This is a genomic window from Paraburkholderia yinzeri, from assembly GCF_046581065.1.
Classification (GTDB): Bacteria; Pseudomonadota; Gammaproteobacteria; order Burkholderiales; family Burkholderiaceae; genus Paraburkholderia.
This window is the reverse complement of the sequence record NZ_JBFOCJ010000002.1, coordinates 2,039,084-2,065,202: the sequence shown is the minus strand read 5'-3', so window position 1 is coordinate 2,065,202 and position 26,119 is coordinate 2,039,084. Positions and strand designations below refer to the sequence as shown.

Here is a 26,119-nt window from a genome sequence, read left to right as displayed (position 1 = left end):
TACGCTGTCCTTTTGATGACGTCCTGCTAATGCACCCCCGCCTTCAGCGCCACGTACGCGGCCGGGTTGCCGGACTGCGGATCTGCCGTATCGTACTGCAGTTCGAGCGAGACATTTTCCTCGGTCCCCGCATCGAAGACGTGCAGGTCGTGCGCGCCGAATGCCAGCGTTACGCTCGCGCCGGGCGCCGGCACGCGCGCCGAGGACACCAGCGCCGCCACCCGTTCGCCCGAATATTCCACGGTCACGAGCGCCTCCGCGCCCAGCACCTCGACGAGCTCCACGACACCCTGTAGCGCAAGCGCTTCGGCCGGGTGCGCGCCTTCGGTCACGCCGACGAAGTTCGGCCGGATCGCGAGCTTGACCGGCTGTCCGTCCAGCAACCGGGCGAAGCGCGGGCCGTGCAGCGGCCACCGCTCGCCCTTGACGCGCACCGCAACGGCCTCGCCGCCGCGCTCGACGATGCCGTCGAAGAAGTTCATGGCGGGCGTGCCGATGAAGCCGGCCGCGAACAACGTGCGCGGGTGCCGGTAAAGCTCGCCCGGCGTGCCTTCCTGCTCGATCCGGCCGCCGCGCATCAGGATCACGCGGTCCGCGAGCGTCATCGCTTCGAGCTGATCGTGCGTCACGTAGACCGTCGTCGTCTTGAGGCGCTGATGCAGCCGCTTGATGTCGGTGCGAAGCTGCGCGCGCAGCTTCGCGTCGAGATTCGACAGCGGCTCGTCGAAGAGGAATACTGAAGGTGTCTTGATCATCGCGCGCGCGATCGCCGCGCGCTGCTGCTGCCCGCCCGACATCGCCCGCGGCCTGCGTTCGAGCAGCGCGTCGAGATTGAGCATCGCCGCGACCTCGCGCACGCGCCGGTCGATCTCGTCTTTCGGCGTATGCAGGCGGCGCAGGCCGAACGCGATGTTGTCGTACACGCTCATGTGCGGATAGAGCGCGTAGTTCTGGAACACCATCGCGACGTTGCGCTCGCGCGCGGGCACCTCGTTGACGACCGTGCCGCCGATCATCAGATCGCCGCCGCTGATTTCCTCCAGCCCCGCGATCATGCGCAGCATCGTGGACTTTCCGCAGCCCGAGGGCCCCAGCAGCACGACGAATTCCCCTTCGTCGATATGCAGGTCGAGCGGGTGCAGCACGGGCGCCCCGCCGTCGTATTGCTTGGTCAGCCCCTTGCAGACGATATTGGCCATGGCTCAGTCCATCTCGATCTGGATCTTGACGTCCTCGGGACGCCCCGCGGCAGCCTCTTCGAACGCCTTCACACCCTGCGAGAACGCGAACTTGCGGGAGATGAACGGATTCACGTCGATCGCGCCCGAGCTGATCAGCGCCAGCGCGCGCGGGAAAATATTGGCGTAGCGGAACACGGATTCGAGCCGCACTTCCTTCGCCTGCATCGCCACCACGTCCAGCGCGACAGGCGCGGCCGGCATGCCCACGAGCACCGCACAGCCACCTGGGCAGACGAGGTCGAGCAGCGTCTCGAACACCGCGCCGTTGCCCGACGCCTCGAAAACCACATCGGCGCCCCAGTCCTGCGTGACCTCACGAACGACATCGACGAGCGATTGCTCCGCCGCGTGCACGGTGACGACGGCCGGATGGTTGGCGAAGTGCGCGAGCTTCTCTTTCACGACGTCGGCAAGGATCACGCGCGAGGCGCCGCCCGCGAGCGCCGCGAGCGTGGTCATCGCACCGATGGTGCCGGCGCCGATCACGACCGCCACGTCGCCGGGCTTCATGGCGGCCTTCTTGGCCGCCTGCAGGCCAATCGAAAGCGGCTCGACGATCGCGCCTTCCGCGAACGTCACGTTGTCGGGCAGACGATAGGTGAACGACGCCGGATGCACGACATAAGGCGTCAGGCAACCGTGTATCGGCGGTGTCGCCCAGAAGCGCACGGCGGGGTCGAGGTTGTAAAGGCCGCGCATCGTGGCCGGCGAATCGAATTGCGGAACGCCCGGCTCCATGCAGACGCGGTCGCCCACCTCGAGGTGGCTGACCTCGGCGCCCACCTCCACCACCGTGCCCGACGCCTCGTGACCGAGCACCATCGGTTTCTCCACCTTGAACGGCCCGATGCGGCCGTGCGTGAAATAGTGAACGTCGCTGCCGCATACGCCCACCGTATGAATGCGGATCTTGACGTCGCGCGGACCCACCGTCAGCGGCAGATCGATGTCGCGAAGACTCAGGCGGCGTGCTTCTTCGAGTACCAGTGCTTTCACAGCAATCTCCTCACTTTCCTTTCAGCATTGAGTTCAGCAGGCGGCTTAGCACGCCTACAAAAATAATAGGCGGTATCGCCAGCAGCACCGTCGATGCGTTGATGACGCCCCACGGCACCTCCTGGCCCAGCGACGTAAAGGCGGAAGCCACGACGGGCAGCGTCGCGCTGCGCGAGGACGTCAGGGCGAGCGCGATCATCAGCTCGTTCCACACCAGCACGAAGCTGAACACGATCCCGCCGATAAGCGTGCTGCCGCAGGTGGGCAGCGCGATACGCCAGAACACCGCGTAAGGACCGTAGCCGTCCAGCGTGGCCGCTTCCTCGATCTCGCGCGGCATGCGCTGGAACACGGGAATCGACAGCCATGTGATGGTCGAAAGCGTGGTCAGCAGATATGTGACGACCATCGAGAGCCGCGTGTCGTAAAGCCCCAGATCGATCCAGATCGCGATCAGCGGAATCGCCACCGCAACGGGCGGCAGAAAGCGCAGCGAGAGCAGGAAGAACTGGATGTCGCGCTTGCCCGGCACATGAAAGCGCGCGATCACGTAGGCCGCCGGCACGCCGAGCACGGTGCCCAACACGACCGCCGTGCCGACGATTGCCGCGCTGTTTTCCAGCGCGATCAGCACTTCGGGGCTTGCGATGACCTGCCGGTAGTTGTCGAGCGTCGGCGTGAAGAAGAAACGCGGCGTGGGCGTGACGATGTCGAGCAGGTGCTTGAGCGAATTGAGCACGGCCCAGAAGATCGGAAACGCCGCCAGCAACACGAGTGCAACGCCCGGCAACAGAATCGCGCCGCGGGAAATCAGTCTTCCCATTTGTTCACCCGCTTCCAGATAAAAGTGAAGATCAGGGTCGTCGCAACCATCATCAGGACGGCCATGCTCGACGCGTACGAAACCTTTCCCGAAAGACCGATCCCCTGCGAATACGCGTACATGTCCAGCGTTTCGGTCGAGACCCCGGGGCCGCCCTTGGTCATCACGTAGATCAGGTCGAACGAACGCAGCGACTCGACCATCTTGATGAAGACGAGGCTCATGATGGGCGCGCGCAGCATCGGCAACGCGATATAAGCGTAGACCTGCCAGGTTTTCGCATAGTCGAGCCGCGCGGCTTCGAGCGGCTCGGGCGGCAAGGTTTCGAGCAGCTTCAGCACCACCACCGAGAAGAACAGCCCCCATTGCCAGATGTCGACGAGCGCGACGGCATAAAGCGCGAGCCCCGGATCGGAGAGAAACGCCGTGTCGGGTATGCCGAGCACGCCGAGCAGCCAGCTCAGGATGCCGTTCAGCGGCGAATACATGAACTTCCAGATGAACGCGGCCGACACGCGCGGCAACAGAACGGGCACGATCAGCAGGATGCCGATCAGGTCGCGCAACCGCCCGCGCACGTGCTCGAACAGGTAGATCGCGATCACGACGCCCACCGCAACGGCGCCGACCACGGTGACGAACTCCCAGATTGCGGAGACCTCGATCGAGTTGACGAAGCGCCGGTCCGACGCGAGGCGAACGAAGTTGCGGAACCAGACGTACTCGCTGTCCGGGTACGTCAGCACGCGGTTGCGCAGCGCGAGATTGATGGCCGCGACGGTCGGCACGAGTCCCAGCACTGCCATCACGGCCAGCGGCGGCGCCAGGAACACGAAGGGAAGGCTAGTTTTACCGCGATTGAACATTGCGTACTCCAGCGGCCCACAGGATGGGAGCGCGTACCCGCGCTCCCGCACACGGATTACTTGCGCGCATGTTCCATCGCGTCCTGGGCGTACTGCACCGCGTCGTTCAACGCGCTTTGCGGGTCCGTTTGCGTGCCGGTGAAGACCTCTTCGAGAGCGACGCCGAGGTTGTCGCCAATGTCGGGCCACTGCGGCGTGCGCCAGAACGTAACCTGCGAAACCGGTCCCGTGTCTTTCAGACCGGCCAGGATCTGCGGCTTCACGTGCTTCTGGAAGTAGTCGCTCTGGATCGTGCTCGTGCGGTTGTAGTCGCTGAAGACGTTGTCGCGCAACCGTGCCTGCTCCTGCTCCTCGCTGGTCGCCCATGCAATGAACTTGCCCGCTGCCTGGCGCGTGCAATCGTCTTTCGCGCCCACCGCGGAAATCGCCAGACCGTGACCGTAGGCCGCCGAAGGCAGCGGCGCCGGCGGACGCGCATAGCCCACCTTGTCGACGACCGTCGATTTGGTCGGATCCTCCATCCAGTCGGCAAACGGCGTGGATTCGATCATGAACGCGACCTTGCCGGAGCGGAACGCTTCGAGCGCATTGCTCCAGTCATAGGTGGTCGAGCCCGGCGGCGCATAGTGGAAGAGATCGGTATAGAGCTGCGTGGCCTTCACGGCAGCGGGCGAATTGAAGTCGGGCTGCCCCGACTTGTCGGTCCACGTGCCGCCTTCGCCGAGCATGAACGGCGCCCAGCGCCAGACGTTCATGCCGGAGCCGCGCTGGCCGCGCGCGACCCAGCCATACAGATTCGGCGGCGCGTTCAGCTTCTTGATGTCGGCCACCAGTTCGTCGAGCGTGCGCGGCACGGGCATGTGCGCCTTCTCCAGGATGTCGCGACGATAGAACAGGAAGTCGGAGCCACCGATCAGCGGTGCGAAATAAGCAACACCCTTGTAGCTCGCGACGGCGCGCCGTGCCGGCAGGAAATCGTCGTAGTTGGCCTCCTTCGGGTAGTACTTGAGCAACGGCACGATCCAGCCGGCCTGCGCGAATTCGGAAACGTTGGCTTCGTCGACGTAGTAGACCTGGTACGAACCCGCGCCCGTCGATGCATCGAGCCGCGACTTGGCGCGCCGGTCGCTTTCGCCGAAATAGCTGATCTCGACCTTCGTGCCGCTCTTCTTTTCGTAGTCCGGCAGCGACTTCTCCATCACGGCGAGACCGAGCGTTTTTTGCGCCAGCACCTTCAGGACGGGCACGTTGCACGATTGCGCGAACGACATGACGGGCAGCGTCGCGCCAATGAGTGCGCACAGCGCGGAATGGTGGAATCTGTTCACAAGCGTCTCCTGATGATTTTGATTGGAATCTTCGTCATCTGCCGGAAATCGCCTGCGTCCCCGGCGGATAGCGTGTGCAGACTATCACCGGGGTTATCGCGTCAGCCACGCCAAAACAGCACCGTCATCGATACTTTTTTCTCAGCATGGGTACGCGAAGCGGGATTTTGTATCGCTACGATGCGCGGGCCGGGCGGGCCACGCGCCGGCTACCCGTTGCTCAATCGGAGCCGGAACGGCGGCCGCGGACGATGCCGAACGCCTCCATGCGGCGATAGAGCGTTGCCCGCGAGATCTGCAGATCGCGGGCGGCGCCAGCCGCACGTCCGCGGTTGCGTTTGAGCGCGAGTTCGATTGCTTCGCGTTCGAGCGCCTCTTTGGCCTGCGCCACGGTAAGCGGTGCTTGCGCGCCGTACCGCGGCAAATCGAGATCCTCCGCAGTAATCAGCCGCCCGCGCGCCATGACAAGCGATCGACGCACGCGGTTGATCAGCTCGCGCACGTTACCGGGCCAGGCGTGGAGGTAGAGCGCGTCTAGCGCCTCCGCCGAAAATCCGCGTACCTGCTGTGGCGCATCGGAACGGTAGCGCTCGAACATGTGCTGCGCGAGCAGCCCGATATCCTCGCCCCGGCTGCGCAACGGCGGCTGCTTGACGTGCAGCACGCATAGCCGATGGTAAAGGTCCGCGCGAAAGCGCCCCTCTTCCGTCGCGCGTTCGAGGTCGACGTGCGTGGCCGCGACGATGCGCACGTCCACCGGTATCGGCTTCGTTGCCCCTACCCGCCGGATGGTCTGCTCCTGCAGAAAGCGCAGCAGGCTCCCCTGGCTATCGAGCGGGAGATCGCCTATTTCGTCGAGAAACAGGGTGCCGCCGTTCGCCGCTTCGATGTAACCGATCTTGCGCAGGGTGGCGCCCGTGAACGCACCGCGCTCATGGCCGAACAATGCCGACTGAACGAGATGGGACGGTATGGCGGCAAAGTTGATCGCGACGAACGGTTCGGCACGGCGCGGCGATTGACGATGAATCGCGACAGCAGTCAGTTCCTTGCCCGATCCGGTTTCGCCGGTCACGAGCGCCGGCGCGTCCGTGCGTGCAACTCGCTGGATGACGTCGTACAGTTCGCGCATCGCCTCGCACGATCCGACCATGCCGCTTTCGGACTCGTCCGCAACGGGCGTCACGACTTTCGACTCCTGCAGACTAGCCATGCCGTACGCGTGCCCCACTACGTCGACAATCCGGCTCACATCCGTCGGCACCGTAACGTAGTCGAAGCAATGTTCGTAGAGCAGCGTGCGAATGCAAGGATCGTCGATCTGATTGCCCTTGATCAGCGCGACCCATACCCTGTCGCTCAGCGCGCCGCAAACGTTGGAGAGACGTGCAGCGGCATCGTGTGAAATGTCGCTCAGGTCGAGAATGCCGACGCGCCGCTTCGCGTTCGAAGAGCCGATCTCGCTCACGTCTGAAACAACGGAGACGGTCCAGGCACGCTTTCGCAACTCGCCGAGGAGACCCTGGAGTGGCGAGCGAGTTGCATAAACGAGTGGCCGGCGGTTGCCCGAAGAATCGCCCGGGATACGCCCTGCGCTCGTAGACATTCAGATCTCCGAAAGAACAGCAATGTGACCTGACGACGACTTCGGTCAGCTCAGATGTGCATCGTCGTGCGCCATCATCATCGTGCGCATCTCCGCCCACATGCCGTAGTAGTGCACGATAAAGCTGTCGGGCTGCCGCAGGCTCCACGGTGTGTTGAGGGTCACGAGATCGAGAATTTCTCCTTCGTCCAGCAGTCCTGCGCGCTCCAGCGCCCGGATAAAATAAAGCTGGTCGCCGTCGCTGGCATAGACGTGCGATCTATCGGCCAGCGCCGCAATCCGGTCCATCAAATCTCGCAACATCGCATCGTTCTGCCCGGTGCGGCGAAATCCCATCACGCCCGAATTGAACGGCCACTGCCCCACGTCGTGGGCAAGAAGCGAATTGCGCCCCTCCATTAGCGGCTCCAGCTTCTGCTGCATCTCGCCGATCAGCACATCCGCATCGAGCCAGACGACCCAGCCGTGATGCTGCATATAGCCGTGCAGCAGCCACGGTTTGAACCAGTTGCCGCTCGCATCGAGACCGATCTCCGAAGGAATCTCGCGATGCACGTAAAGCGTATAGCTGTGCATGTCGCAATAGCGGCGGAAGTTGCGCTCTGCAATACGCGCGTAGGCGGCGATATTCGGCGTGTAGAGCGTCATCAACGCGATGGAACACCCCGGGTTGTAGACGCTGCGCTCGGCGCAATCGTCCTGCGCGTATTGCATGTATTGCGGGAAGGAAAACATCGGAAAACCGGAACGCTGATGCCGGTTCACATGCTCGACCAGCACGTCGCGAAAGCGTGGCGAGGTTCCTTTGCACCGAGGATTTTCCCATTCGTCGTCGATACTGATCGCGAAAGTCCGCTCGCGGGTCCACGCGGGATCGACGTTATAACCGGTCGACATAACCACGTGTACGCCGCCGATCGTTTGCATGCCGGGATGCGTGTCGAGACCCGCCAACAATTCGGCCTCGGACTCCAGCGGCTCGCCCCCCAGCCGGCATCGTTTGATCGTCCGGAACACGATCTCGCGAACGCGAGCCGTATTGCGCCAGATCTGCACGTCGACCTGCGGCAGCCCATGTGAGGCCGTCATCACCAGCAACCAGTCCCGTCCTGTCATCAGATCGTCGAGTGGCATCGGATCGACGATCGCCGCATCTTCGCTCAGCAACAGCACGAGTTCGTCGGGCGCGGCGTGCCTCAGCACATTGAGCAGCACCTCGTACCGGTATAGACAGCGCAACGGCAAGGTCTCCGGAAATCTCGATGCGTCGACCCACTCGTGACGATATCCGTATCGCGCTGCATAGTGACGGTGGTTTGCGAGGCTGGCGGAAGCCACGCGATGGAAGTGGCTGAGAACGATCATGATCCGGGGCCCGATTTCACGGAGTCAGTGCCAGAAGATCGGCCCGCACGCGCTCCAGCACCGGGCCCCAGTCCTCGTAGTCTGGCTGGCGGTAGAGCGTCAATGTGGGATACCACGGGCTGTCGCTGCGTTCGAGCATCCAGGCCCAATGGGGATTCACGTCGAGCAGCAGCCAGGTCCGCTTGCCGAGCGCACCCGAAAGATGCGCCATACTCGTGCAAACGGTAATCACCAGATCGAGGTTGGAGATCAACGCGGCCGTCTCGTCGAACGACGTGAGTTCCGGCGTGCGATCCACCACGGTCAATCCCTGCGCGGCCATCGCCTCGGCCTCCTCTCTGCCGTCGATCTGCAGACTGTAGAACTCGACGTTACGCAGGCCGCTCAATGACCGCGCATACAAGTCGGGCGGAACCGCACGAAGCGGATTGCGCTGATGGGTCCGGCTGCCGCTCCATACGAGCCCGACCTTGAGTCTGCCGTCTTGCGGCAGCGTCGCACGCCATCGCGCCACGCTCGCGGGATCGGGCTCGATGTAGCGTTGCGGCGCGGCCAGCGTTTCGGCACGTACATTTAACATCAGCGGCAGGCTACCGACCGGCACGTGATAGTCGAATTCGGGTACGTCTATCGCATTGTGGGGAACGACAGTCACGCCATGCTGCTTGAGGCCGCGTTCGAACAGCGGAAACAGCCCTGCAAAGCAACAGTAAATGAGCGCCCCGCCCGCTTCGCGTACCCGTTGCGCGATCTGCGGCACAAAGCGCACGAACTGCAAGGCGTCGCCCAGGCCCTGCTCGCCCCAGACGAACAACGTCTTGCCCGCGAGATCTTCGCCTTGCCAGCGCCGCTCCTCATGGAAATGCTGCGTCCCCGCCAGTTCCGGCGAGCCGTGCCAGCGCGCCTCGTGGTTCACCAGACCGTTTTCGTAGTCGCCATGCAGCAATTGCAGCATCGCAAGCGACCACTGGATTTTCGGATCGGCAGGCGCTGCGCGCGCGGCCCGCAACACGGCATCGAATGCTTCGTCGAAGCGCTGCAGCTCTTTTAGCGCATTACTCAAGGCCAGCAACGCCAGCGCATAATCCGGCGACAGCGCGCAGGCCCGCTCCGCGGCGATCAGCGCGTTGCCGGGCATGCGCAGCTTGCACCAGATATTCGCCGCATTGGTCCAGGCGAGCGCATTCTCCGGATCGAGACGGATGGCCTCATCGCACATGCGGAGGGCGGTGTCGTAGTCGCCCATCGAGCTATGCCATGCCGACAGGTTGTTGCACAACATCGGATACCGCGCATCGAGCGCCATCGCGCGATGGTACGCTTCCTTTGCCTCGGCAGAATCTTCGTTGTGCTGATGGCTGAGCCCCAAAGAAAACCAGGCTTTCGCCGAATCCGGCTGAGCATTGCACCAGCGCTGGGCCACCTGGGCCGCCTGAGCATGACGTTGCATTTGCTGCAGCAGATCGTGCCATTCGTCGAACCACTCCGTCGCCTCGGGCGCGCAGCGATGCGCCTCCTCGTACCAGGTCTGCGCGCGCTCCAGTTGCCCTTCGTGACGCGCGAGCCGCGCCATCTCGATCAGGCTTGGCGCATAGCGAGGTACCCGCGCAAGCGAACGTTCCAGCGTCTCGGCGGCAACCTGAAACCGGCCGCGCAGGCGCATCAGAAAGGCGTACGCCGTCAAAGCGCTGGCATCGCCGGGCGCCATCGCCAGCCAGGTATCGATTTCGCGTGAGGCATGGATCAGATCGCCCTTCAGGAGACGCTGCTGGATACGCGAAAACGGTGTGTCCGGGGTTGCCATGGGCTAGCGGAGAGGCCTCGCCATCAAATCGTCGAGCAGCGCGGCATAGGTGGTGACCAGTTGCCGGTTGTCCGGCAGATAACGGGCAATCTCCGTGCGTTGCCGCTCCCGATACCACGAAGCGTGGGCGTCGTGCGTCTCGATGGCTTCGATCAGGCGGCGCGCGCCCTCTTCCGCGTCGTTATCGCGGTAGTAGTAACCGAGGTCTGCGCACAGGTGCGCGTTGTGTACCAACGCGTAGCCCTGCCAGCAAACTTCGAGATAAAAATAGTTGAGCGGATTTTCGAGTTGATGCGAAACGACGATATCGGTATTTTCGGCCAGAAAAACCGGTGTTTCATGACGCCCCAGGAATACGGCCTTGTGCGCACGCACGATATCGAGTTGATTCATCAGGGTGATGAATTCCATGCTCTCACGCGCGATCTGGTCGGCGTTCGTCACCTGCAGTATGGCGATGCTGTCGGGCCGCCGGCGATACGCCAGTTCCGCAATCAACGCCGGATACAGGCAAAACTTCACGACATTGATGTTCGGCTCCATCACGCTCAGGCGCTTCGGACCGTTGCCCGGCCGATACGCTCCCCCATCCGGCAAATTCCCGGCACGTTCGTCGAGAAACTGCGGACTCCAGATAAATGGCACAACCCGCCCGGTCTGCCTGCGCAGGACCTCGAAGTAGGAGCGGCTGATATTCGCCACCTGCGGAATGATCCAGATATCGTCATAGCGCTGGTTGACGAAAAGATTCTCGCCCCACATCGGCTTGCGGAACAGCACCGACTCCATCGCATGAACATATTCGAAGCCGCAGCAGTAGGACACGATCCGCGCGCCGCGCTGCTTGAGATATTCGGTCTGCGCCGGATCGATCTGTCCGCCCAGTTCGATCAATACGTCGATGTCATCTTTCGCCGCATCGAAGGACTGCGTAGGATAGCGCGCCAGATCCCAAGGCAAGGCCGGAGTAATTGGCACCTGCGTCGTATTGACGAGCACGGCGCTGGCCACCTGCGAACAATTCCGCAAAGCTTCCGCCAGAAAAACGGCGTTTTGCTTGATGCCGTTATTCCACAGCGTTTCAGCCTCGTGATGCAAGCCAATCGTGATGCCGATCCGTAACCCGTTCATGGTCGAATGATTTCCGTCGCGTTCATGTCATTGCAACCCGGTCGTGAAGATCGTATCGGCATCCGGGCCAGGCGTGACAAACCGCCTGACCGCTCAACCGCCTCGCCCCGGAGCCCCCGCCGAGAACTTCACGTACCGGCGGATCACGAGGCAGCCCACCTGCTCGTCGATCAGCGACACCGACGAGCCCGGATCTTTGGTGTCGGTGTAAACCATCATATGGGGCAGCAATTTCGTCGCGCGATAGCCGGCCAGCTCTTTCTTGGCCACAACCTGGCAACCCAGGGGCGCGACCGAAATGCGCTCTGCCGAGACCGAGCACGAACCGTCGGCCTCGGGCACGCCCGTTATCGACATTGCCGCGTTGCTGTCGGGAAACTCCAGCCCGATCAGCGAGAAGACCGTGCTGTTCCCCGCGCGGGTACGGTCCCAGTCGAACAGCACGTCGTTATTGCTGGCTCCCTGCACACCGAGCGTCGACAATGCCGTCATGGCCGGCAAACAATTGCGAACCCCAACCGAAGTCGCCGCGACGACCAGCGAATTACGCGGCCCGGCCTGCCCTTGTGGCACGAGCACCCCTTGCGCAAATGCCCCGGCGCTCAGCAGCAACAGCGTGGCGGCCAGCACGAGCTTGTGGATCATCCGGATCGTTGTACGAAATGAACTCATGGATACAGCGCCGCAATGGCTTCCGTATAGATTCGCACATTAGCTTCGCTCACGGGATCCAGTTGCGCGAGAAACGCACGCGCGCTTCGCTGGTACGCGTCGAGATCCGCGTCGTGTTCCGCATAGGCTCGCTGCAAGGCACGGCCGCCTTCCTCGCAATCGAATCCGTCGTAGCGGTACCCGCAATCGCCAATCAGATGCGAGTTATGGATGAGCGGATAGCCGCCATACAGCGCCTCGTAATACACGTAATTCTGCGCGTTTTCCCAATGATGGGTGACTACCGCATCGACATCGGCAGCCACTACCCTGCAGAACGGAAAGCGCCCTTCGAACGAGGTCAGGCCATGCTTCACGATATCGAGGCTGTGTGCGAAGCCGTTGAAACCCGTGTGCTCCTTCATATGGAACGTGTTGTAGGCCCACACACGCTCGAGCATGTCCGGATTGGCACGGTGCGCGGCCTCGCAGGTCAGAAGCGGAACGAAGCTCGTCTTCACCATACAGATGTTCGGCTCGAAAATGCCCGCCCGCCAGCGCCTGCGGCCGGGGCGGTAGCCGAAGCGAACACCCTCCGGCAGCTTTGCGGCTTCGCGCTCCAGCACGAACGGACTCCACAGATGCGGCATCACCCGCACCGGCGTACGGAATGTGCTGCGGAAATACGGCACACAGGTCTTCTCGTATTCCGCGAGCGTCCACACCTCGTGATAAGGCGCCCCCGTGATCAGCAAGCCATTCGGCTTGTCGAACACCATGCGCTCGATGTCGATGACATAGTCGTTGCCAACCCGCATCGACACGATCTTGCCGCCGCGCTCGCGAAACGCCACGACCCACTCGCGCGCAAGCTGGGCGCTCATTTCGATCATGACGTCGAGCGTCGCCGCGGCTTCGTTCATGTCGATGAGCGGCACCGGCGAATCGGCCAGGAAATGCTTCGCGTCGGCGGGTTCGCCGTCGCCGCCGCCCGCCACCAGATAAGTCATTTCGACCAGCGGCGAACGCATGAGCAGCATCACCAGGAAAATGCAGTTCTGGTAGATCCCGTTTTCCCAGATGGACTGCTCGCCTTTGCGCACGAATATCGACACGCCCACGCGCAATTTGCGCGGCGTGAGCAGCGAATTTTGCTCGATGCTCATGATGTGCTCACGGCCTGGCGAGTAAATTTCGCGTCGCGGCACAGATGCAACAATCTCGACGCGTACTCGTCGAGATTGGGCTGGCTGAAGGGATTCACGGCGTCGAACACCCGGCGCGAGCGGGCACGATAGTCGTCGAGGCCGCTTTCATGCCCGGCCGCCGCGCGCAGCAGTTGCTCCGCGCCTTGCAGCGCATCGAAGTCGGGATAGTAATAGCCCGCATCCTTTAGCCAGGGGGAATTGTGGATCAGCGGGTAATCGCCGTACAGCGCGTCCATATAACTGTAATTCTGGTCGTTCTGCCATTGATGCGAAACGACGGCGTCGGCGTATTGCGTCATGAAGCCGACGATATCGTGCCGCCCATGAAACGTTGCCTTGTGCTGGCGAACCAGATCCAGCGAGTTGGCAAAATAGAGCATGGTCGGATGATCCTTGAGGTGCAGCGTGTTGAGCACGTGCATCGCCGTTACCGTGGCGGGTGCGGCACGGTACGCCTCGTCGCAGACCAGCATCGGAATGCTCGAAGTCTTCGCGACGGAAATGTTCGGCTCGAAGATCGCCACGCGCAGGCCGCGGGACTCGCCGGTCTCCCCCGGCGTGCGGGGCTGGTAGCCGTACGGAACGCCCAGCACCGCTGCCACCTCCCGTGCGCGTTGCTCGACGAATTGCGGATGCCACAAATACGGCACCACGTGCACCGGGCAGCGATGAAGCACCCGCTGAAAGCTCGCGAAATCCCGATACTCGGGCAGCACCCATATCTCGTCGCAGCGGTTTGGACGCGAAAAATGTGTAGGCTTGCCAAATACTGCCGGCTCGGCAAGTCCGGCAAACGGCTGGCCGCAGCAGTAGAACACCACCTTCTTCCCGCGCGCGCGCATCAGGTCCAGCCATTGGACGTCGAGCGCGCCCCCCATCTCGACAATGACATCGACTTCGTTCGTTGCCTCCGGAGTCCTCATGATTCTCAGATCCAGCGAATTCATGTTGACCTGAGGCGGCATCACACCCTGATCGCCGACGTCGATCAGCGAGACCGACGTCACGAAGGGCAGCCGTTGAAACAGCCCGGCGAGAAAAATGATGTTCTGTCCGAGACCATTCTCCCAGATGTTCTGGTCCTCGTGGGTCACGACAGAAATTCCGATGCGCATGCTTTCTTAACCCGTCGATCAAACGATTACCCGCGTTCCGGTCGTGCCGATACTGTATTACCAGGAGTAGCCCACCCCAGCGTTGTACAGCACATGGTTGCCGCCGCTGGTGGTGCTGACCCCCATCTTCACGATCGTGTTCTCGGTGATCCGCGCACTGCCGCCAATGGCCAGTGCCGTGTATCCCCCGTAGTTGCCGACGCCGGCACCGAGCTGGAACGACTTGCCTTGCTCCACCTGCGGCAGCGCGGCCAGCGCGCCCGCCATTGCGATGCCCGAGTAGGCGGTCTGCGCAACCTGGTTGATAGTTTGCTGAACGCTTTGCAATTGTGCAACGTTTACCGCATCGGTCGGGTTCACGCCCGGCGCGACGTTCGAGATAGTTCTCTCGTTGCCCGGCGAGCCGACCGAAACCGTATTGGCCTCGCTCGCCACCGAACCGGCTCCGATCGCCACCGAGTTCGTGGCCGACACTACCGCATTCGCGCCGATCGCCGTCGAGTTCGCGCCGCTTGCCTGCGCCGCAGAGCCGATCGCAACACCATAGTTGCCGCTTGCGTTCGACGCCCCGCCCACCGCCACGGCCTCGGTTCCCGTGGCGCTTGCCGCGCTTGCCGTCGAATTCACCGCGACGTACTTCGAGCTCGTTGAACTCCCCGTGCCCGTGGTTCCGGATTCTCCCGACACCTGAACGGTGATGGCGCCGAGCGCGGATTCGAGTGCGTACAACTGGCTGCCGTTGACGGCATCGGTGCTGGTTGCCGTCAACGCGCCTGCGGCGACGTTGGTCAGCGCGACCTCGGTGGTCGCGCCGACGCCGCCCAGCGTGACACTCGTGTGCGCCGCGTTGTCGTACTGGACCGCGTTGCTGGCCACCGAGGCAACGGCATTCAGTTGGCTGACGTTCACCGCATCGGTTGCCGCAGTGCCGGCGGCAACGCCGGTCAACTGCCGGTTGCCGTCGGTGCCGGCGAAATCGACGGCGGTGCCGCCCGTGCTGGCGCCCACGGTGATCGCGCCGTTGCCGGGCGCGCCGCCCACCTGCTGCACCAGGCCAACCGTGCCGTTGGCAATGCCCGTCGACAGTGCCGTCACGTTGCTGGTCGTGGTGTTCAGGCCCGTGGACAGCGAAGCGACGTTGGTGTTGGTCGTATTGAGGCTCGTCGACAAGGAAGCGACGTTGCTGTTGGTGGTGGTCAGTCCCGTGGACAGGGAGGCGACGTTGCTGTTGGTCGTGCTCAAACCCGTCGACAACGAAGTGATGCCGGAGACCGTCGACGTCGACAGCGATGTCAGTTGTCCGAAGTTGACGGCATCGGTCGGATTGACGCCGGCGGCGACGTTGGTGAGCGTCACCGGCGTGGTCGCGCCGACGCCGCCCAGCGTCACGCTCGTGTGCGCTGCATTGTCGTATTGAACCGAATTGGCCACGCCCGTCGACAGCGAGGTGAGGCCGGTCGAGACCGAGGTCGACAGGCTGGTTACGTTGGCGTTGGTTGTGCTCAGGCCGGTTGACAGTGAGCTTACGCCAGTGGACAGCGAGTTGAAACCCGTCGAAGTCGAAGTGGACAGACTGCTTACGGTGCTGTTGGTCGTGCTCAGGCCGGTCGACAACGAGCTGGCCGTCGTCGAAGTCGAGGTCGACAGACTGTTCACCGCGCTGCCGGTTGTGCTCAGGCCGGTCGACAATGAGCTGGCCGTCGTCGACGTGGACGTGGAGAGCGAAGCAAGACCGGTCGATGCCGAGGTCGACAGCGAGCTCAATCCCGCCGAAGTCGAGGTGGACAAACTGCTCACCGTGCTGTTGGTCGTGCTCAGACCCGTCGACAGCGAGCCGAGGCTTGTCGAAGTCGACGTGGACAGGCTTCCCACCGAACTGTTAGTCGTGCTCAGACCGGTCGAGAGCGAGCTGAGGCCCGTCGAGGTCGACGTGGACAGGCTGCTTACCGTGCTATTCGTCGTGCTCAGGCCCGTCGACAGCAAGCTGGCCGTCGTGGACGTGGACGTGGACAGCGAGTTGAAGCCCGTCGAAGTCGACGTGGACAGGCTACTCATCGAACTGTTAGTTGTGCTAAGACCGGTTGACAACGAGCTGGCCGTCGTCGAAGTCGAGGTCGACAGACTGCTCACTGCGCTGCCGGTTGTGCTCAGGCCAGTCGACAGTGAGTTGAGGCCCGTTGAGGTTGACGTGGACAGGCTGCTCACCGTGCTGTTCGTCGTGCTCAGGCCGGTCGACAGTGAGCTGGCCGTCGTGGACAGCGAGCTGAGGCCCGTCGAAGTCGACGTGGACAGGCTACCCACAGAGCTGTTCGTCGTGCTCAAGCCGGTCGACAGCGAGCTCGTCGTCGTGGACGTGGACGTGGACAGCGAGCTGAAGCCCGTCGAAGTTGACGTGGAGAGGCTGCCCACCGTGCTGTTCGTCGTGCTCAGGCCGGTCGACAGTGAGCTCGTCGTCGTGGACGTGGACGTGGACAGCGAGCTGAAGCCCGTCGAAGTCGACGTGGAGAGGCTGCCCACCGTGCTGTTCGTCGTGCTCAAGCCGGTCGACAGTGAGCTCGTCGTCGTGGACGTTGACGTGGAGAGCGAAGCAAGACCAGTCGAAGCCGAGGTCGACAGCGAGGTGAGGCCGGTCGAAGTCGACGTGGACAGGCTACCCACCGTGCTGTTCGTCGTGCTCAAGCCGGTCGACAGCGAGCTCGTCGTCGTAGACGTGGACGTGGACAGCGAAGCAAGACCAGTCGATGCCGAGGTCGACAGCGAGCCGAGGCCCGTCGAGGTCGACGTGGACAGACTTCCCACCGAACTGTTGGTCGTGCTCAAGCCAGTCGACAATGAGCTGGCCGTCGTCGAAGTTGACGTCGAAAGTGAGGTTAGCCCCGTCGACGTTGACGTGGAGAGCGAAGCAAGACCAGTTGAAGCCGAGGTCGACAGCGAGTTAAGGCCGGTCGAGGTCGAAGTGGACAAACTGCCCACCGAGCTGTTGGTCGTGCTGAGGCCCGTCGACAGCGAACTTACGCCCGTCGACAGCGAGCCGAGGCCCGTCGACAGCGAGCCGAGGCCCGTCGAAGTCGATGTCGACAGACTACCCACCGTGCTGTTGGTCGTGCTCAGACCGGTCGACAGCGAGCTAGCTATCGTCGACGTGGACGTGGAAAGCGAGCTCAGTCCAGTCGAAGCCGAAGTCGACAGGCTGCCCACCGAACTGTTGGTCGTGCTCAAGCCCGTTGACAGCGAGCCAATACCAGTCGAAGTCGAACTCGACAGGCTGCCCACCGCGCTGTCAGTCGTGCTAAGCCCCGTCGAAAGCGAAGAAATCGCGCCCGACGTAGACGAAAGCGTACTGGACAGAGACGTTACCGAACTATTGGTCGTGGAGAGTCCCGTGGACAGCGACGACACACCCGTCGACAACGAGCTGATCCCTGTCGAAGTCGACGTCGACAGGCTGGTGATGCCCGACAAAGTCGTACTGGCAACAGCGTAGAGCTGGCTGCCGTTAACCGCGTCGGTACTGGTCGCGCTCACGAGGCCAGCCGCCACGTTCTGAATCCGGCGCTCATTGCCAGGCGTACCCACGCTGACGACACCCGCCGCCGAGCTGGTGCCGGCATAGGTACCGAACGTGGTTCCAGCAATTGTAGTACTACTGACTACTCCGGTGCCGCCAGTCACCGAATTGGCGGTACCGGTCGTAACAGCAGCCGATCCCAGTGCGACGGAGCCGGCCACGTTGGCCGTGGAACCCGCACCGAGCGCCAGGGCACCGGTCGCGCCGGCGCTGGCGTTCTGACCCATGGCAACGGCACCGTTGGCGCCGGCAGTGGCACCATCGCCAACCGCAACGCTGCTGGCGCCTGAAGCCGACGCATTGGTGCCGGCCGCAAGCGCGTTGACACCTGTCGCACCGTCGTCGTTATAGTTGCCTTGCTGCATACCATTGTCGTTGACGCTGAAATAGTGCGTCGTTGCAGCGGCAATCGCAGTCGATGTCGAGGTCGAAAGTGAAGTGATCCCCGTCGAAGCCGAAGTCGACAGGCTGACTACCGAGCTGTTCGTCGTGCTCAACCCGGTCGACAGCGAGCTGGCCGCCGTTGAAGTCGATGTAGAAAGCGAGCCCAAGCCCGTCGACAGAGAGCCAATACCGGTCGACGTCGAGCTCGACAGGCTACTCACGGTGCTCCTGGTCGTGCTCAAGCCCGTTGAAAGTGAGCTGGCCGTCGTCGAAGTCGACGTCGAAAGCGAACTCAGGCCCGTCGATAACGAGCTAATTCCCGTCGAAGTCGAGCTCGACAAGCTGCCCACCGTGCTGTTCGTCGTACTCAGGCCTGTCGACAATGAACTGGCCGTCGTCGAAGTCGAAGTCGAAAGCGAATTCAGCCCCGTCGACAACGAGCTAATTCCGGTCGAAGTCGAACTCGACAAGCTACCCACCGTGCTGTTCGTCGTGCTCAAACCCGTCGACAACGAACTGGCGGTCGTCGAAGTCGATGTAGAAAGTGACCCGAGCCCCGTAGACAGCGAGCCGATGCCGGTCGATGTCGAACTCGACAGGCTGCTCACCGTGCTTTTGGTCGTGCTCAAGCCCGTTGAAAGCGAGCTGGCCGTCGTCGAGGTCGAAGTGGAAAGCGAGCTCAGACCTGTCGACGTCGAACTCGACAGACTGCCCACCGTGCTGTTGGTCGTGCTGAGCCCCGTCGAGGTTGACGTCGACAGCGAATTTATCGATTGAATCGTCGCAAACAACTGCGATCCGTTGATTGCGTTGGTGCTGGTCGCCGTGATCTGACCGGCCGCGACATTGGTGATCTGACGCTCCGCGCCCGATGCGCCAACACTGACGACGCTCGCCGGACTTGTCCCCGCAAACGAGTACGAAGTATTGCCAATGGTAATGCCGGAGGTCGGACTAGCAGCGGCAGTGACGGAGTTTGACCCAAGCGCGACATCCGAAGCATTCGTCGCAACGGCGTTCAGACCAATTGCCACGCCATTCGAAGTCGAAGCCGTAGCCAGATTGCCGACGGCGACACTGGACGTGCCGGCAGAATCGGAACCGCTTCCGATTGCAACGGAGTTGCTGCCACTCGCGGTTGATCCACCGGATCCCGTCCCCTGACCGCCCCCGATGGCAACAGCAGAGGTCCCGCTTGCGGACGAATCGTCACCCAGTGCAAAGGCACCCATCCCGCTCGACTTCGCACCAGAACCAATTGCCGTGGAACTGGCCGCGGACGCCGTGGCGTTGTTCCCGATTGCGATGGAGTACGGACTGTTCGCGGAGACGACAGCAGATGAGGTGTTCGATCCGATTGCGATGGACGAGGAACTGTTCGAGCCCACCGTTCCGTTACCGGCCGTGTACTGGGCATGAGCAACGTCGACCGCGCAGGACGATAGCAGGATGGCTGCCGCCACCGCCTTCGCGACGGCCGACCTGCTCGGCTTGCCTCGGCCGGAGTCGAGTTCCGATGCAGCTACCCAGGCCCCGAGTGCTTCGTTCCAGATTGATTTATATGATTTGTTCATACTACTAACCAAGTCAGTTTTACCCTGTTCGCTGGAAAACGCGAACTTTGGGAAAGAGGCAATCGAAATTGCGAACGAATACTCGAACAGCCGGCAGCAAGTTTCTGATAATTTCGAGATGCGATTCTATCGGCAATAATTCTCGCGCACCTACAAACAATGCAAAATACATACCCCCAAAACGTCAAATGTTGTTAATTACCCTGTTACTGCCGGCAATACCTTATTCTCCAGATTAAATGCATCTGAGAGTCCCAATCCCCCTCCATCGCCCGCTCCACCTGGTGTTCAAGCTCATATCAACATCTCCACAGAGCAGCCCCTCGTTTTAAACATCACTCTCCCGATCCATTTATCAGACAATATCAAATTGATTACAATCTATAAAAATACCAATCCTCTCCGATTATCTGATTCCTGCGCCCAGGATAATTTCTTCAAGCCGATTTACACAAAACATAGAAAATCGGCGCAAACATCGACGATGTTTAATACGGACGAAGTTGACCGGCCTGCAATGCCAGCCGGCACATCCAGGCAAATCAAAGATTCAGGAAGGAGGGACCGGCCACCGCGAGGGTCATGACGGGCTTGCGGGAGATTCGCTCCATGCCTGTTCAATCGCGCGCAACGCTCCCATCACGATCGACCGGTTGAGCGCGGCTGCCAGCACACCATCGTGCTCCGCGTAGGCCTCACACAAGCGCTGATGATCGGTACACGATCGTTGCATCCGGCCGGGCAATGAGGTGCTCAGATGCCGCAGCCGGTTCGTACGCATGCGCATCGAATCAAGCACGGCCTTGATTGTGCCGTTGCGGCTGATTCGAAGCTCCTCGTCGCGAAACGCGACGTTGGCCCAAAAGTAGCCATCCACGTCACCCTTCGCCGCAACATCGGCAAGCCGACTGTGCGCGCGCCAGAGTGCCTCGATGTCCTCGTCGCCCGCATGCTCGGCAATGGCGAGCGACACCTGCCCATAAAGCAGCGCGCGCAGTTCGTAGATCTCCCTGACTTCCTTCAGTTGCAGGACAGCGACACGCGGACGCCGTCTCGCCTGCCAGTCCACGAGCCCCTCTCGAACCAGCGTGAAGAGCGCCTCGCGCACCGGCGTGCGGCTCACTCCGAAGCGCCTGGCCAGGTCGACGGAATTCAGGTCGTCGCCTGGTTTCAGGCGGCCTTCGATGATTCCCCGTGCCACCCAGTCGACGATCCCGGCAACGGGCGTCAGTTCGTGGTCTTCCGTGAGCGGCATCGCGCTGTCGTCCCTGTCCATCAGGCATTCCTCGAAACGCCCCCGGGAGAAAGCGAAAACGGGGGTGATTGCAAAACCGCATCGCAGTAAGTGTATACACTTAATGCGACTTAGCCCTTGTTAGCATTGACTTAAGATCTATACTGAGTCGACTGTCGACACTAATAGCTGCTATTGCCTGCTCTGGCAAGGAGACGCCATGTACATGGAGCAGCGGATGGCCGGTTCGCCGGGCGTCGAGCCCAGCGTCTCCGCGCGCCTCGACCGCTTGCCGCCAACCCGCTATTTCCGGGGACTCGTCGTGCGCATCGCCATTGGCGGGTGGTTCGAGTTCTACGACATGTTCATGGCCGCCTACATCTCGCTGGGGCTCATCGCAAGCGGCCTGTATCACGCGACCACGAAAGGAGTTTTCGACGTCAACGGCTTCGCGAGCTTTCTCGGCGCGTTCTTTGCGGGCATGTTCGTCGGCACGGTTGCGCTTGGCGGCATCACGGATCGCATCGGCCGGCGGTCCGTCTTCACCTGCGCCATGCTGGTCTACTCGGTCGCGACGTTGATCGCCGCGTTCCAGAACTCGCCCGTGGCCATGGACGCCTGGCGCTTCATCGCGGGCGTCGGCATCGGCGTTCAGCTAATTACTGTGGATACCTATATTTCCGAACTGACGCCTCACCGCACGCGCGGCAAGTACCTGGCATTCAGCATTCTGGTGATCCTGACCTCGGTCCCTACCGTCGCGCTCATTTCCTGGGCGCTCGTTCCGCACACCCTGCTCGGACTTGCCGGCTGGCGCTGGGTGATGATCATCGGCTCCGCCGGGGCCGTGCTGATCTGGTTCATGCGGCGGGGCCTACCCGAGTCGCCGCGCTGGCTCGAAAGCCGCGGGCGCACGGACGAGGCTCGCAGAATCGTCGACGCCATCGAGCACAAGATCGTGCAGGAGACAGGCCGGCCGCTTTCGGCGGCGTGCCCGGACGCCCTTTCGACCGAGGCGGAAGGCGCCGGTTCATGGGCCGAAATGTGGCACGGACGGTATCTGCGCCGCACCATCATGCTGTCGCTTTTCAATTTCTGCCAGACGTTCGGTGTGTACGGCTTCGGCGCCTGGGTGCCGGTGCTGCTCTATTCGAAGGGCATTACGATCACACACTCGCTGTTCTATACGATGCTGATCGCCATCACGACGCCGCTCGGCGCAATTGGCGCGATGGCATGCGCGGAAAAATTTCAGCGCAAGTGGCAACTGGTGGGCTGTGCAATCGTGGTGGCGTGTGCCGGCGTCCTGTTCGGCTTCACGCGCGAGCCGGTCCTGATCCTCGTTTTCGGCAGCCTCGTGACGATCGCCAACAACTGGCTGATCGGCATCTTCCACACCTATCAGGCCGAGCTCTACCCCACGCGCATTCGGGCCCGGGCGGTCGGCTTCGTGTTCAGCTGGAGCCGCGTCAGTTCGATCTTCGTGGGATTCTGGGTGGCGGCGCTGCTCAAGCGCTACGGCGTCCCTGCCGTGTTCGTGCTGATTTCGTTCGCCATGTTTCTGATCGTCGTGGCCGTCGGGGCCCTGGGCCCGCGGACCAACGGCATCCGTCTCGAGGAGTTGTCGCAATGAGTTCCATTGCCGCCGTGTTCGCGCAAGGCATCGACATGCTGGCTGGCCGACCGTTGCCGTCTGCCGTTGCGAACGAGGCAAAGCGTTCGTTCCTCAATGTGGTCGGCACGACCGTCGGTGCGGCTCGCCATCCCGGTGTCGATGCGATACTCGCGGCCGCACGCGAACTTGGCGGCGGCACGATTGCGCCCGTGCTCGGGCGTACCGAACGCGCCGACGTGCACTTCGCGGCGCTCGCCAACGGCTTTGCGGGTCACGTCGACGATTTCGACGACACGCATCTGGCAACGGTCATTCATCCGGCGGCGTCGGTGCTGGCCGTCCTGACGGCACTGGCTCCGCAAACGCGGCCGACTGGCGAGCGAGCGTTGCGGGCGTTCGCCCTTGGCTGCGAGGCGCAACTGCGTGTCGGCATGTCGATCTCGCCCGAGCACTACGATCGCGGCTGGCACATTACGGGAACCTGCGGCGTCATAGGCTGTGCCGTGACGGCCGCGTTGCTGCTCGGGCTGCGCGAAGCCCAGCTCGCCGATGCCATCTCGATCGCAGCATCGATGTTCGTTGGTCAGCGCGAGGCGTTCGGCACGATGACGAAGCCCTACCATGCAGGCAAGGCAGCCGCCAATGGCATTGCCGCCGCGCGGCTTGCGCAAAGCGGCCAGCGCGTCGCGCCGGGCGTCTTCGAAGCGGCTGGCGGCTATTCGCATTCGCTCTCGACGAAGGTGGACTTCGCGCTGATGAACGACGCATTCGGCGAACGCTGGGAACTGCTCCTCAACACGTACAAGCCGTATCCCTGCGGAATCGTCGCGCATCCGGCAATCGACGGCGGTCTGACGCTCTCGCGGCAGATTGCGGACATCAGGGAGATCGACGCAATCAAGTTGCGCTGTCACCCGCTCGTGCCTGAACTGATGGGCAATGCGCAGCCCAACGACGGGCTGCAGGCGCGCTTCAGCGCGATTCATGGCGTCGCTGCGGCCCTGTGCGACCGGCAAGTGGGACTGGCCCAATACGAGGACAGCCGTGTGACTCGTGACGACGTCAAGGCGCTGCGTGCTCGCATCACGCTTGCGCCGGACCCAGGCGTCGATCGCGACGAGGTGTTCATCGAGGCACGCATGAAGGATGGCTCGACGGTTACGCATCATGTCGAGCACGCGCGCGGCAGCCTCGCAAAGCCGCTGACCGACGATGAATTGCTCGACAAGGTTCGGCTGCTTGTCGACCCGGCTCTGGGCACAGGCGCAGCGGCGCGTGTCGCGGATTTTATTGGTCATATCGAAAGCGCCGCCAGGCTCGACGCCTTGTTTTCGTTATGCACTCCCAACAAGGACCCGCACCATGCATAGTCCCGCCGCACATTCCGACGTATCCGAGGCACTGACGAAGCTGGCGGTATCGACGCCCGGCACCCATGCACTCGATGCCGCCCGCTCAGCCATTGCACAAGCCTGGTTGCAGGTGGGTAGCACACATGAATCGGATACCGCACTACGGGCACTGAGCGAAGGCAATCTCAACGACGCCCGCTTGAGCGCCTGGGAGATTGGGACCACGTTGGCCAGTCACAGCGAGCCACAGGTAGCAACGCCGGTAGTCGGTGCGGCCATGGCGATGGGCCTCCGTATCCAGGCTTCGGAAGACGACATCGCGGCAGCGGTCGCCGTCGGCACGCAGGCTGCGGAAAGACTGCTGGCCGCCGTCGACAGCGAAGGCTTCCGCGCGCGCTGGAACGTTGCCTCGTCATTGGGCATCCTGGGCGCAACGCTTGCCGTCTCCCGTCTGCTCGGACTCGATGAACTTCGCATGCGTCACGCGCTCGGCATCGCGGCGACCCAGGCGGCCGGCCTTGCCCGCAACGTCGGCCAACCAATGGGCGCGCTGGAAACGGGCAAGGCGGCGGCGGACGCCGTCGAAGCCAGCCTGCTCGCGAAACATGGCGTCACGAGCGCGCCCGCCTCCATCGACGGGCGACGCGGGCTGGCCGCGCTCATGGCCTCGCGATTCGATGCGAATGCGATCACCGCAAACAAGGAGGAATTGTCGTGACCCGGCTGATCCTGATGATGCTCCTCGTCTTGCTGTCGATCGGGACAGCAGCCGCGGCGCCGGAGGTCGAACTCCACGATGGCAAGTTAAGCGGCAGCACCGAGGGAACGGTACAGGTGTTCAAGGGCATCCCCTACGCGGCGCCGCCCGTTGGCGACCTGCGGTGGCGCGCCCCCAAACCACCGGTACCCTGGAGCGGCGTGCGCGATGCGACGCAGTTTGCCGCAAGCTGCGAGCAGTCGCGCCGCAATCCTGGCGAGGTGATTCCCTGGACGGCGGAGTATCTGTCCGACCCGCCGTTCAGCGAGGACTGCCTGTACCTGAACGTCTGGACGCCCTCGCTGCGCCACGACGCCCGCTTGCCGGTCGTCGTCTGGCTTCACGGCGGCGGATACGTCGAGGGCTCGGGCGCGGTCCCGGTCTACGATGGCGCACAGTTGGCCCGGCGCGGCATCATCGTCGTCACCATCAACTACCGGCTTGGCCTCTTCGGATTCCTCTCCACCCCGGATCTCGACGCGGAACACGACGGTTCGGGCGAGTTCGGCATGATGGACCAGGTTGCGGCGCTGCGATGGGTCCAGGCCAATATTTCCCGCTTCGGCGGAGATCCCTCGCGAGTGACGATCGAGGGGCAGTCCGCGGGCGCGATCTCCGTCCATCATCTGTTGGCCGCGCCCTCCGCAAAGGGGCTCTTTGCGCGCGCCATCGCCGAAAGCAATTCGTGGTCTCATACCGAACTGGCTCCGCTCGCCGAGGCCGATGCACTGGGCGAAAAGCTGGTCGGCCTGACGGGCGCGCAGGACCTGACCGCGCTGCGTGCCGTTTCCGCGGATCAGTTGATCGCCTTGCAGACCGACCCGCGCCTTGGCCAGAACGCCCACTTCTGGCCGGTCGACAACGGCAGTTTCATTCCGCCCGGCACCGTCGAGCGAACCGACGTTCCGGTGCTGCTGGGCTCGAATCACGACGAAGCCAGTGCGTTCAGTCCTGCCTGGCAAATCGCCACGACGACCGCGTATCGGCAACTGTTGCAGGAACACTACCTGCCCTACGCCGACCGCTTCGCAGCGCTGTATCCGGCGCAGACCGATGCCGACGTCTCCGCTGCCGTACGGCATCTGCTGGCGGACTCGGCTACCGCGGGCGTGATTGCCTGGTCGCAGGCTCGCGGCGAGCGGGCGGCGCCCGCCTACGGCTACCGGTTCGACCATCCCGAACCCGGACCGCTTGCCGCTCGTTTCGGCACCTTCCATAGCGCCGAGATTCCCTACGTCTTCGGCACGATGGACGTGGGCAACCGCCCCTTCACGGCAAAGGACCATGCGATCTCCCGTGTGGTTCAGTCCTACTGGGTGAATTTCATTCGTACCGGCAATCCAGACGGCGCTGGCCTGATGAAATGGCCACCGCTCGATAGCGGAAATTTCATGCTACTGGGCAACAAGCAAGCGGTCACGCCGCTGCTGTCGCACGACCAGCGTGAGGCCTTCCGCCTGTGGCTGAACGCCGGCGGCAAGATTGGCCTCTTCTGAAACGA

At 62.7% G+C, this 26,119-nt stretch carries 20 protein-coding genes and 1 pseudogene; 6 read left to right on the top strand and 15 right to left on the bottom strand.

The window, feature by feature from the left end:
- Positions 1-26 precede the first annotated feature (26 nt).
- From WJ542_RS26405 to WJ542_RS26345, 13 genes are all read right to left on the bottom strand, one after another.
- Positions 27-1,199, bottom strand: coding sequence for an ABC transporter ATP-binding protein (locus WJ542_RS26405; protein ID WP_411192405.1), 1,173 nt, complete (start codon positions 1,197-1,199; stop codon positions 27-29).
- 3 nt (positions 1,200-1,202) lie between these two features.
- Positions 1,203-2,237, bottom strand: coding sequence for an NAD(P)-dependent alcohol dehydrogenase (locus WJ542_RS26400; protein WP_411192404.1), 1,035 nt, complete (start codon positions 2,235-2,237; stop codon positions 1,203-1,205).
- A gap of 10 nt (positions 2,238-2,247) precedes the next feature.
- Entirely contained in the window at positions 2,248-3,060 is an 813-nt protein-coding gene (locus WJ542_RS26395) for a carbohydrate ABC transporter permease (RefSeq protein ID WP_411192403.1), read from the bottom strand.
- Positions 3,048-3,926 carry a carbohydrate ABC transporter permease gene (locus WJ542_RS26390; protein ID WP_411192402.1) on the bottom strand — a complete coding sequence of 293 codons (879 nt, stop codon included), beginning with the start codon at positions 3,924-3,926 and terminating at the stop codon, positions 3,048-3,050. Before WJ542_RS26390 ends, WJ542_RS26395 begins: the two co-directional genes overlap by 13 nt.
- A gap of 56 nt (positions 3,927-3,982) precedes the next feature.
- Positions 3,983-5,197, bottom strand: coding sequence for an ABC transporter substrate-binding protein (locus tag WJ542_RS26385; RefSeq protein ID WP_411192551.1), 1,215 nt, complete (start codon positions 5,195-5,197; stop codon positions 3,983-3,985).
- 277 nt (positions 5,198-5,474) lie between these two features.
- Positions 5,475-6,860 carry a sigma-54 dependent transcriptional regulator gene (locus WJ542_RS26380; RefSeq protein ID WP_411192401.1) on the bottom strand — a complete coding sequence of 462 codons (1,386 nt, stop codon included), beginning with the start codon at positions 6,858-6,860 and terminating at the stop codon, positions 5,475-5,477.
- A 45-nt stretch (positions 6,861-6,905) separates the two neighbouring features.
- Entirely contained in the window at positions 6,906-8,225 is a 1,320-nt protein-coding gene (locus WJ542_RS26375; RefSeq protein ID WP_411192400.1) for a galactosyl transferase GMA12/MNN10 domain protein, read from the bottom strand.
- Positions 8,226-8,241: 16 nt separating this feature from the next.
- Complete coding sequence (locus WJ542_RS26370; protein ID WP_411192399.1) at positions 8,242-9,933, bottom strand: tetratricopeptide repeat protein; 1,692 nt, start codon at positions 9,931-9,933, stop codon at positions 8,242-8,244.
- Between the two features lie 99 nt (positions 9,934-10,032).
- Positions 10,033-11,160: a DUF2827 domain-containing protein gene (locus WJ542_RS26365; protein ID WP_411192398.1), complete on the bottom strand. Its 1,128-nt coding sequence runs from the start codon at positions 11,158-11,160 to the stop codon at positions 10,033-10,035.
- A 93-nt stretch (positions 11,161-11,253) separates the two neighbouring features.
- A complete protein-coding gene (locus tag WJ542_RS26360; RefSeq protein WP_411192397.1) occupies positions 11,254-11,805 on the bottom strand; it encodes a hypothetical protein in 552 nt (183 codons plus the stop codon).
- A 23-nt stretch (positions 11,806-11,828) separates the two neighbouring features.
- Positions 11,829-12,977, bottom strand: a complete 1,149-nt coding sequence (locus WJ542_RS26355) for a DUF2827 domain-containing protein (RefSeq protein WP_411192396.1) — start codon at positions 12,975-12,977, stop codon at positions 11,829-11,831.
- The gene (locus tag WJ542_RS26350) at positions 12,974-14,134 is read right to left on the bottom strand and encodes a DUF2827 domain-containing protein (RefSeq protein WP_411192395.1); all 1,161 of its coding nucleotides are present in this window, start codon (positions 14,132-14,134) and stop codon (positions 12,974-12,976) included. The genes WJ542_RS26355 and WJ542_RS26350 overlap by 4 nt, the downstream gene beginning before the upstream one ends.
- Positions 14,135-14,191: 57 nt before the next feature.
- On the bottom strand, positions 14,192-18,067 hold the full coding sequence (locus WJ542_RS26345) for a YadA-like family protein (protein WP_462847734.1): 3,876 nt from the start codon (positions 18,065-18,067) through the stop codon (positions 14,192-14,194).
- A 73-nt stretch (positions 18,068-18,140) separates the two neighbouring features.
- Here WJ542_RS26345 and WJ542_RS31800 point away from each other — a divergent pair, with 73 nt between their 5' ends.
- Positions 18,141-18,863 (top strand): hypothetical protein, encoded by a 723-nt coding sequence (locus WJ542_RS31800; protein WP_462847660.1) that lies wholly within the window; start codon positions 18,141-18,143, stop codon positions 18,861-18,863.
- Between the two features lie 5 nt (positions 18,864-18,868).
- Here the strand turns inward: WJ542_RS31800 and WJ542_RS26340 are convergent.
- Positions 18,869-19,639, bottom strand: a pseudogene (locus WJ542_RS26340) (ESPR-type extended signal peptide-containing protein); the annotation flags it as partial.
- On the opposite strand from WJ542_RS26340, the gene WJ542_RS26335 reads away from it, so the two are divergent.
- Positions 19,536-19,799, top strand: a complete 264-nt coding sequence (locus WJ542_RS26335) for a hypothetical protein (RefSeq protein WP_411192394.1) — start codon at positions 19,536-19,538, stop codon at positions 19,797-19,799. The pseudogene WJ542_RS26340 and the gene WJ542_RS26335 overlap by 104 nt on opposite strands.
- Positions 19,800-20,240: 441 nt before the next feature.
- On the opposite strand, the gene WJ542_RS26330 is transcribed toward WJ542_RS26335, so the two are convergent.
- Positions 20,241-20,936 carry a GntR family transcriptional regulator gene (locus WJ542_RS26330; RefSeq protein WP_411192393.1) on the bottom strand — a complete coding sequence of 232 codons (696 nt, stop codon included), beginning with the start codon at positions 20,934-20,936 and terminating at the stop codon, positions 20,241-20,243.
- A gap of 178 nt (positions 20,937-21,114) precedes the next feature.
- Between WJ542_RS26330 and WJ542_RS26325 the strand changes: the two genes are divergently transcribed.
- Genes WJ542_RS26325 through WJ542_RS26310 form a run of 4 tightly spaced genes read left to right on the top strand, consistent with a single transcriptional unit; the run spans position 21,115 to position 26,114 of the window.
- Positions 21,115-22,527, top strand: a complete 1,413-nt coding sequence (locus tag WJ542_RS26325) for an MFS transporter (RefSeq protein WP_411192392.1) — start codon at positions 21,115-21,117, stop codon at positions 22,525-22,527.
- On the top strand, positions 22,524-23,879 hold the full coding sequence (locus WJ542_RS26320) for an MmgE/PrpD family protein (RefSeq protein WP_411192391.1): 1,356 nt from the start codon (positions 22,524-22,526) through the stop codon (positions 23,877-23,879). The genes WJ542_RS26325 and WJ542_RS26320 overlap by 4 nt, the downstream gene beginning before the upstream one ends.
- Positions 23,872-24,579, top strand: coding sequence for an MmgE/PrpD family protein (locus WJ542_RS26315; protein WP_411192390.1), 708 nt, complete (start codon positions 23,872-23,874; stop codon positions 24,577-24,579). The genes WJ542_RS26320 and WJ542_RS26315 overlap by 8 nt, the downstream gene beginning before the upstream one ends.
- The gene (locus WJ542_RS26310; RefSeq protein ID WP_411192389.1) at positions 24,576-26,114 is read left to right on the top strand and encodes a carboxylesterase/lipase family protein; all 1,539 of its coding nucleotides are present in this window, start codon (positions 24,576-24,578) and stop codon (positions 26,112-26,114) included. The genes WJ542_RS26315 and WJ542_RS26310 overlap by 4 nt, the downstream gene beginning before the upstream one ends.
- Positions 26,115-26,119 lie beyond the last annotated feature (5 nt).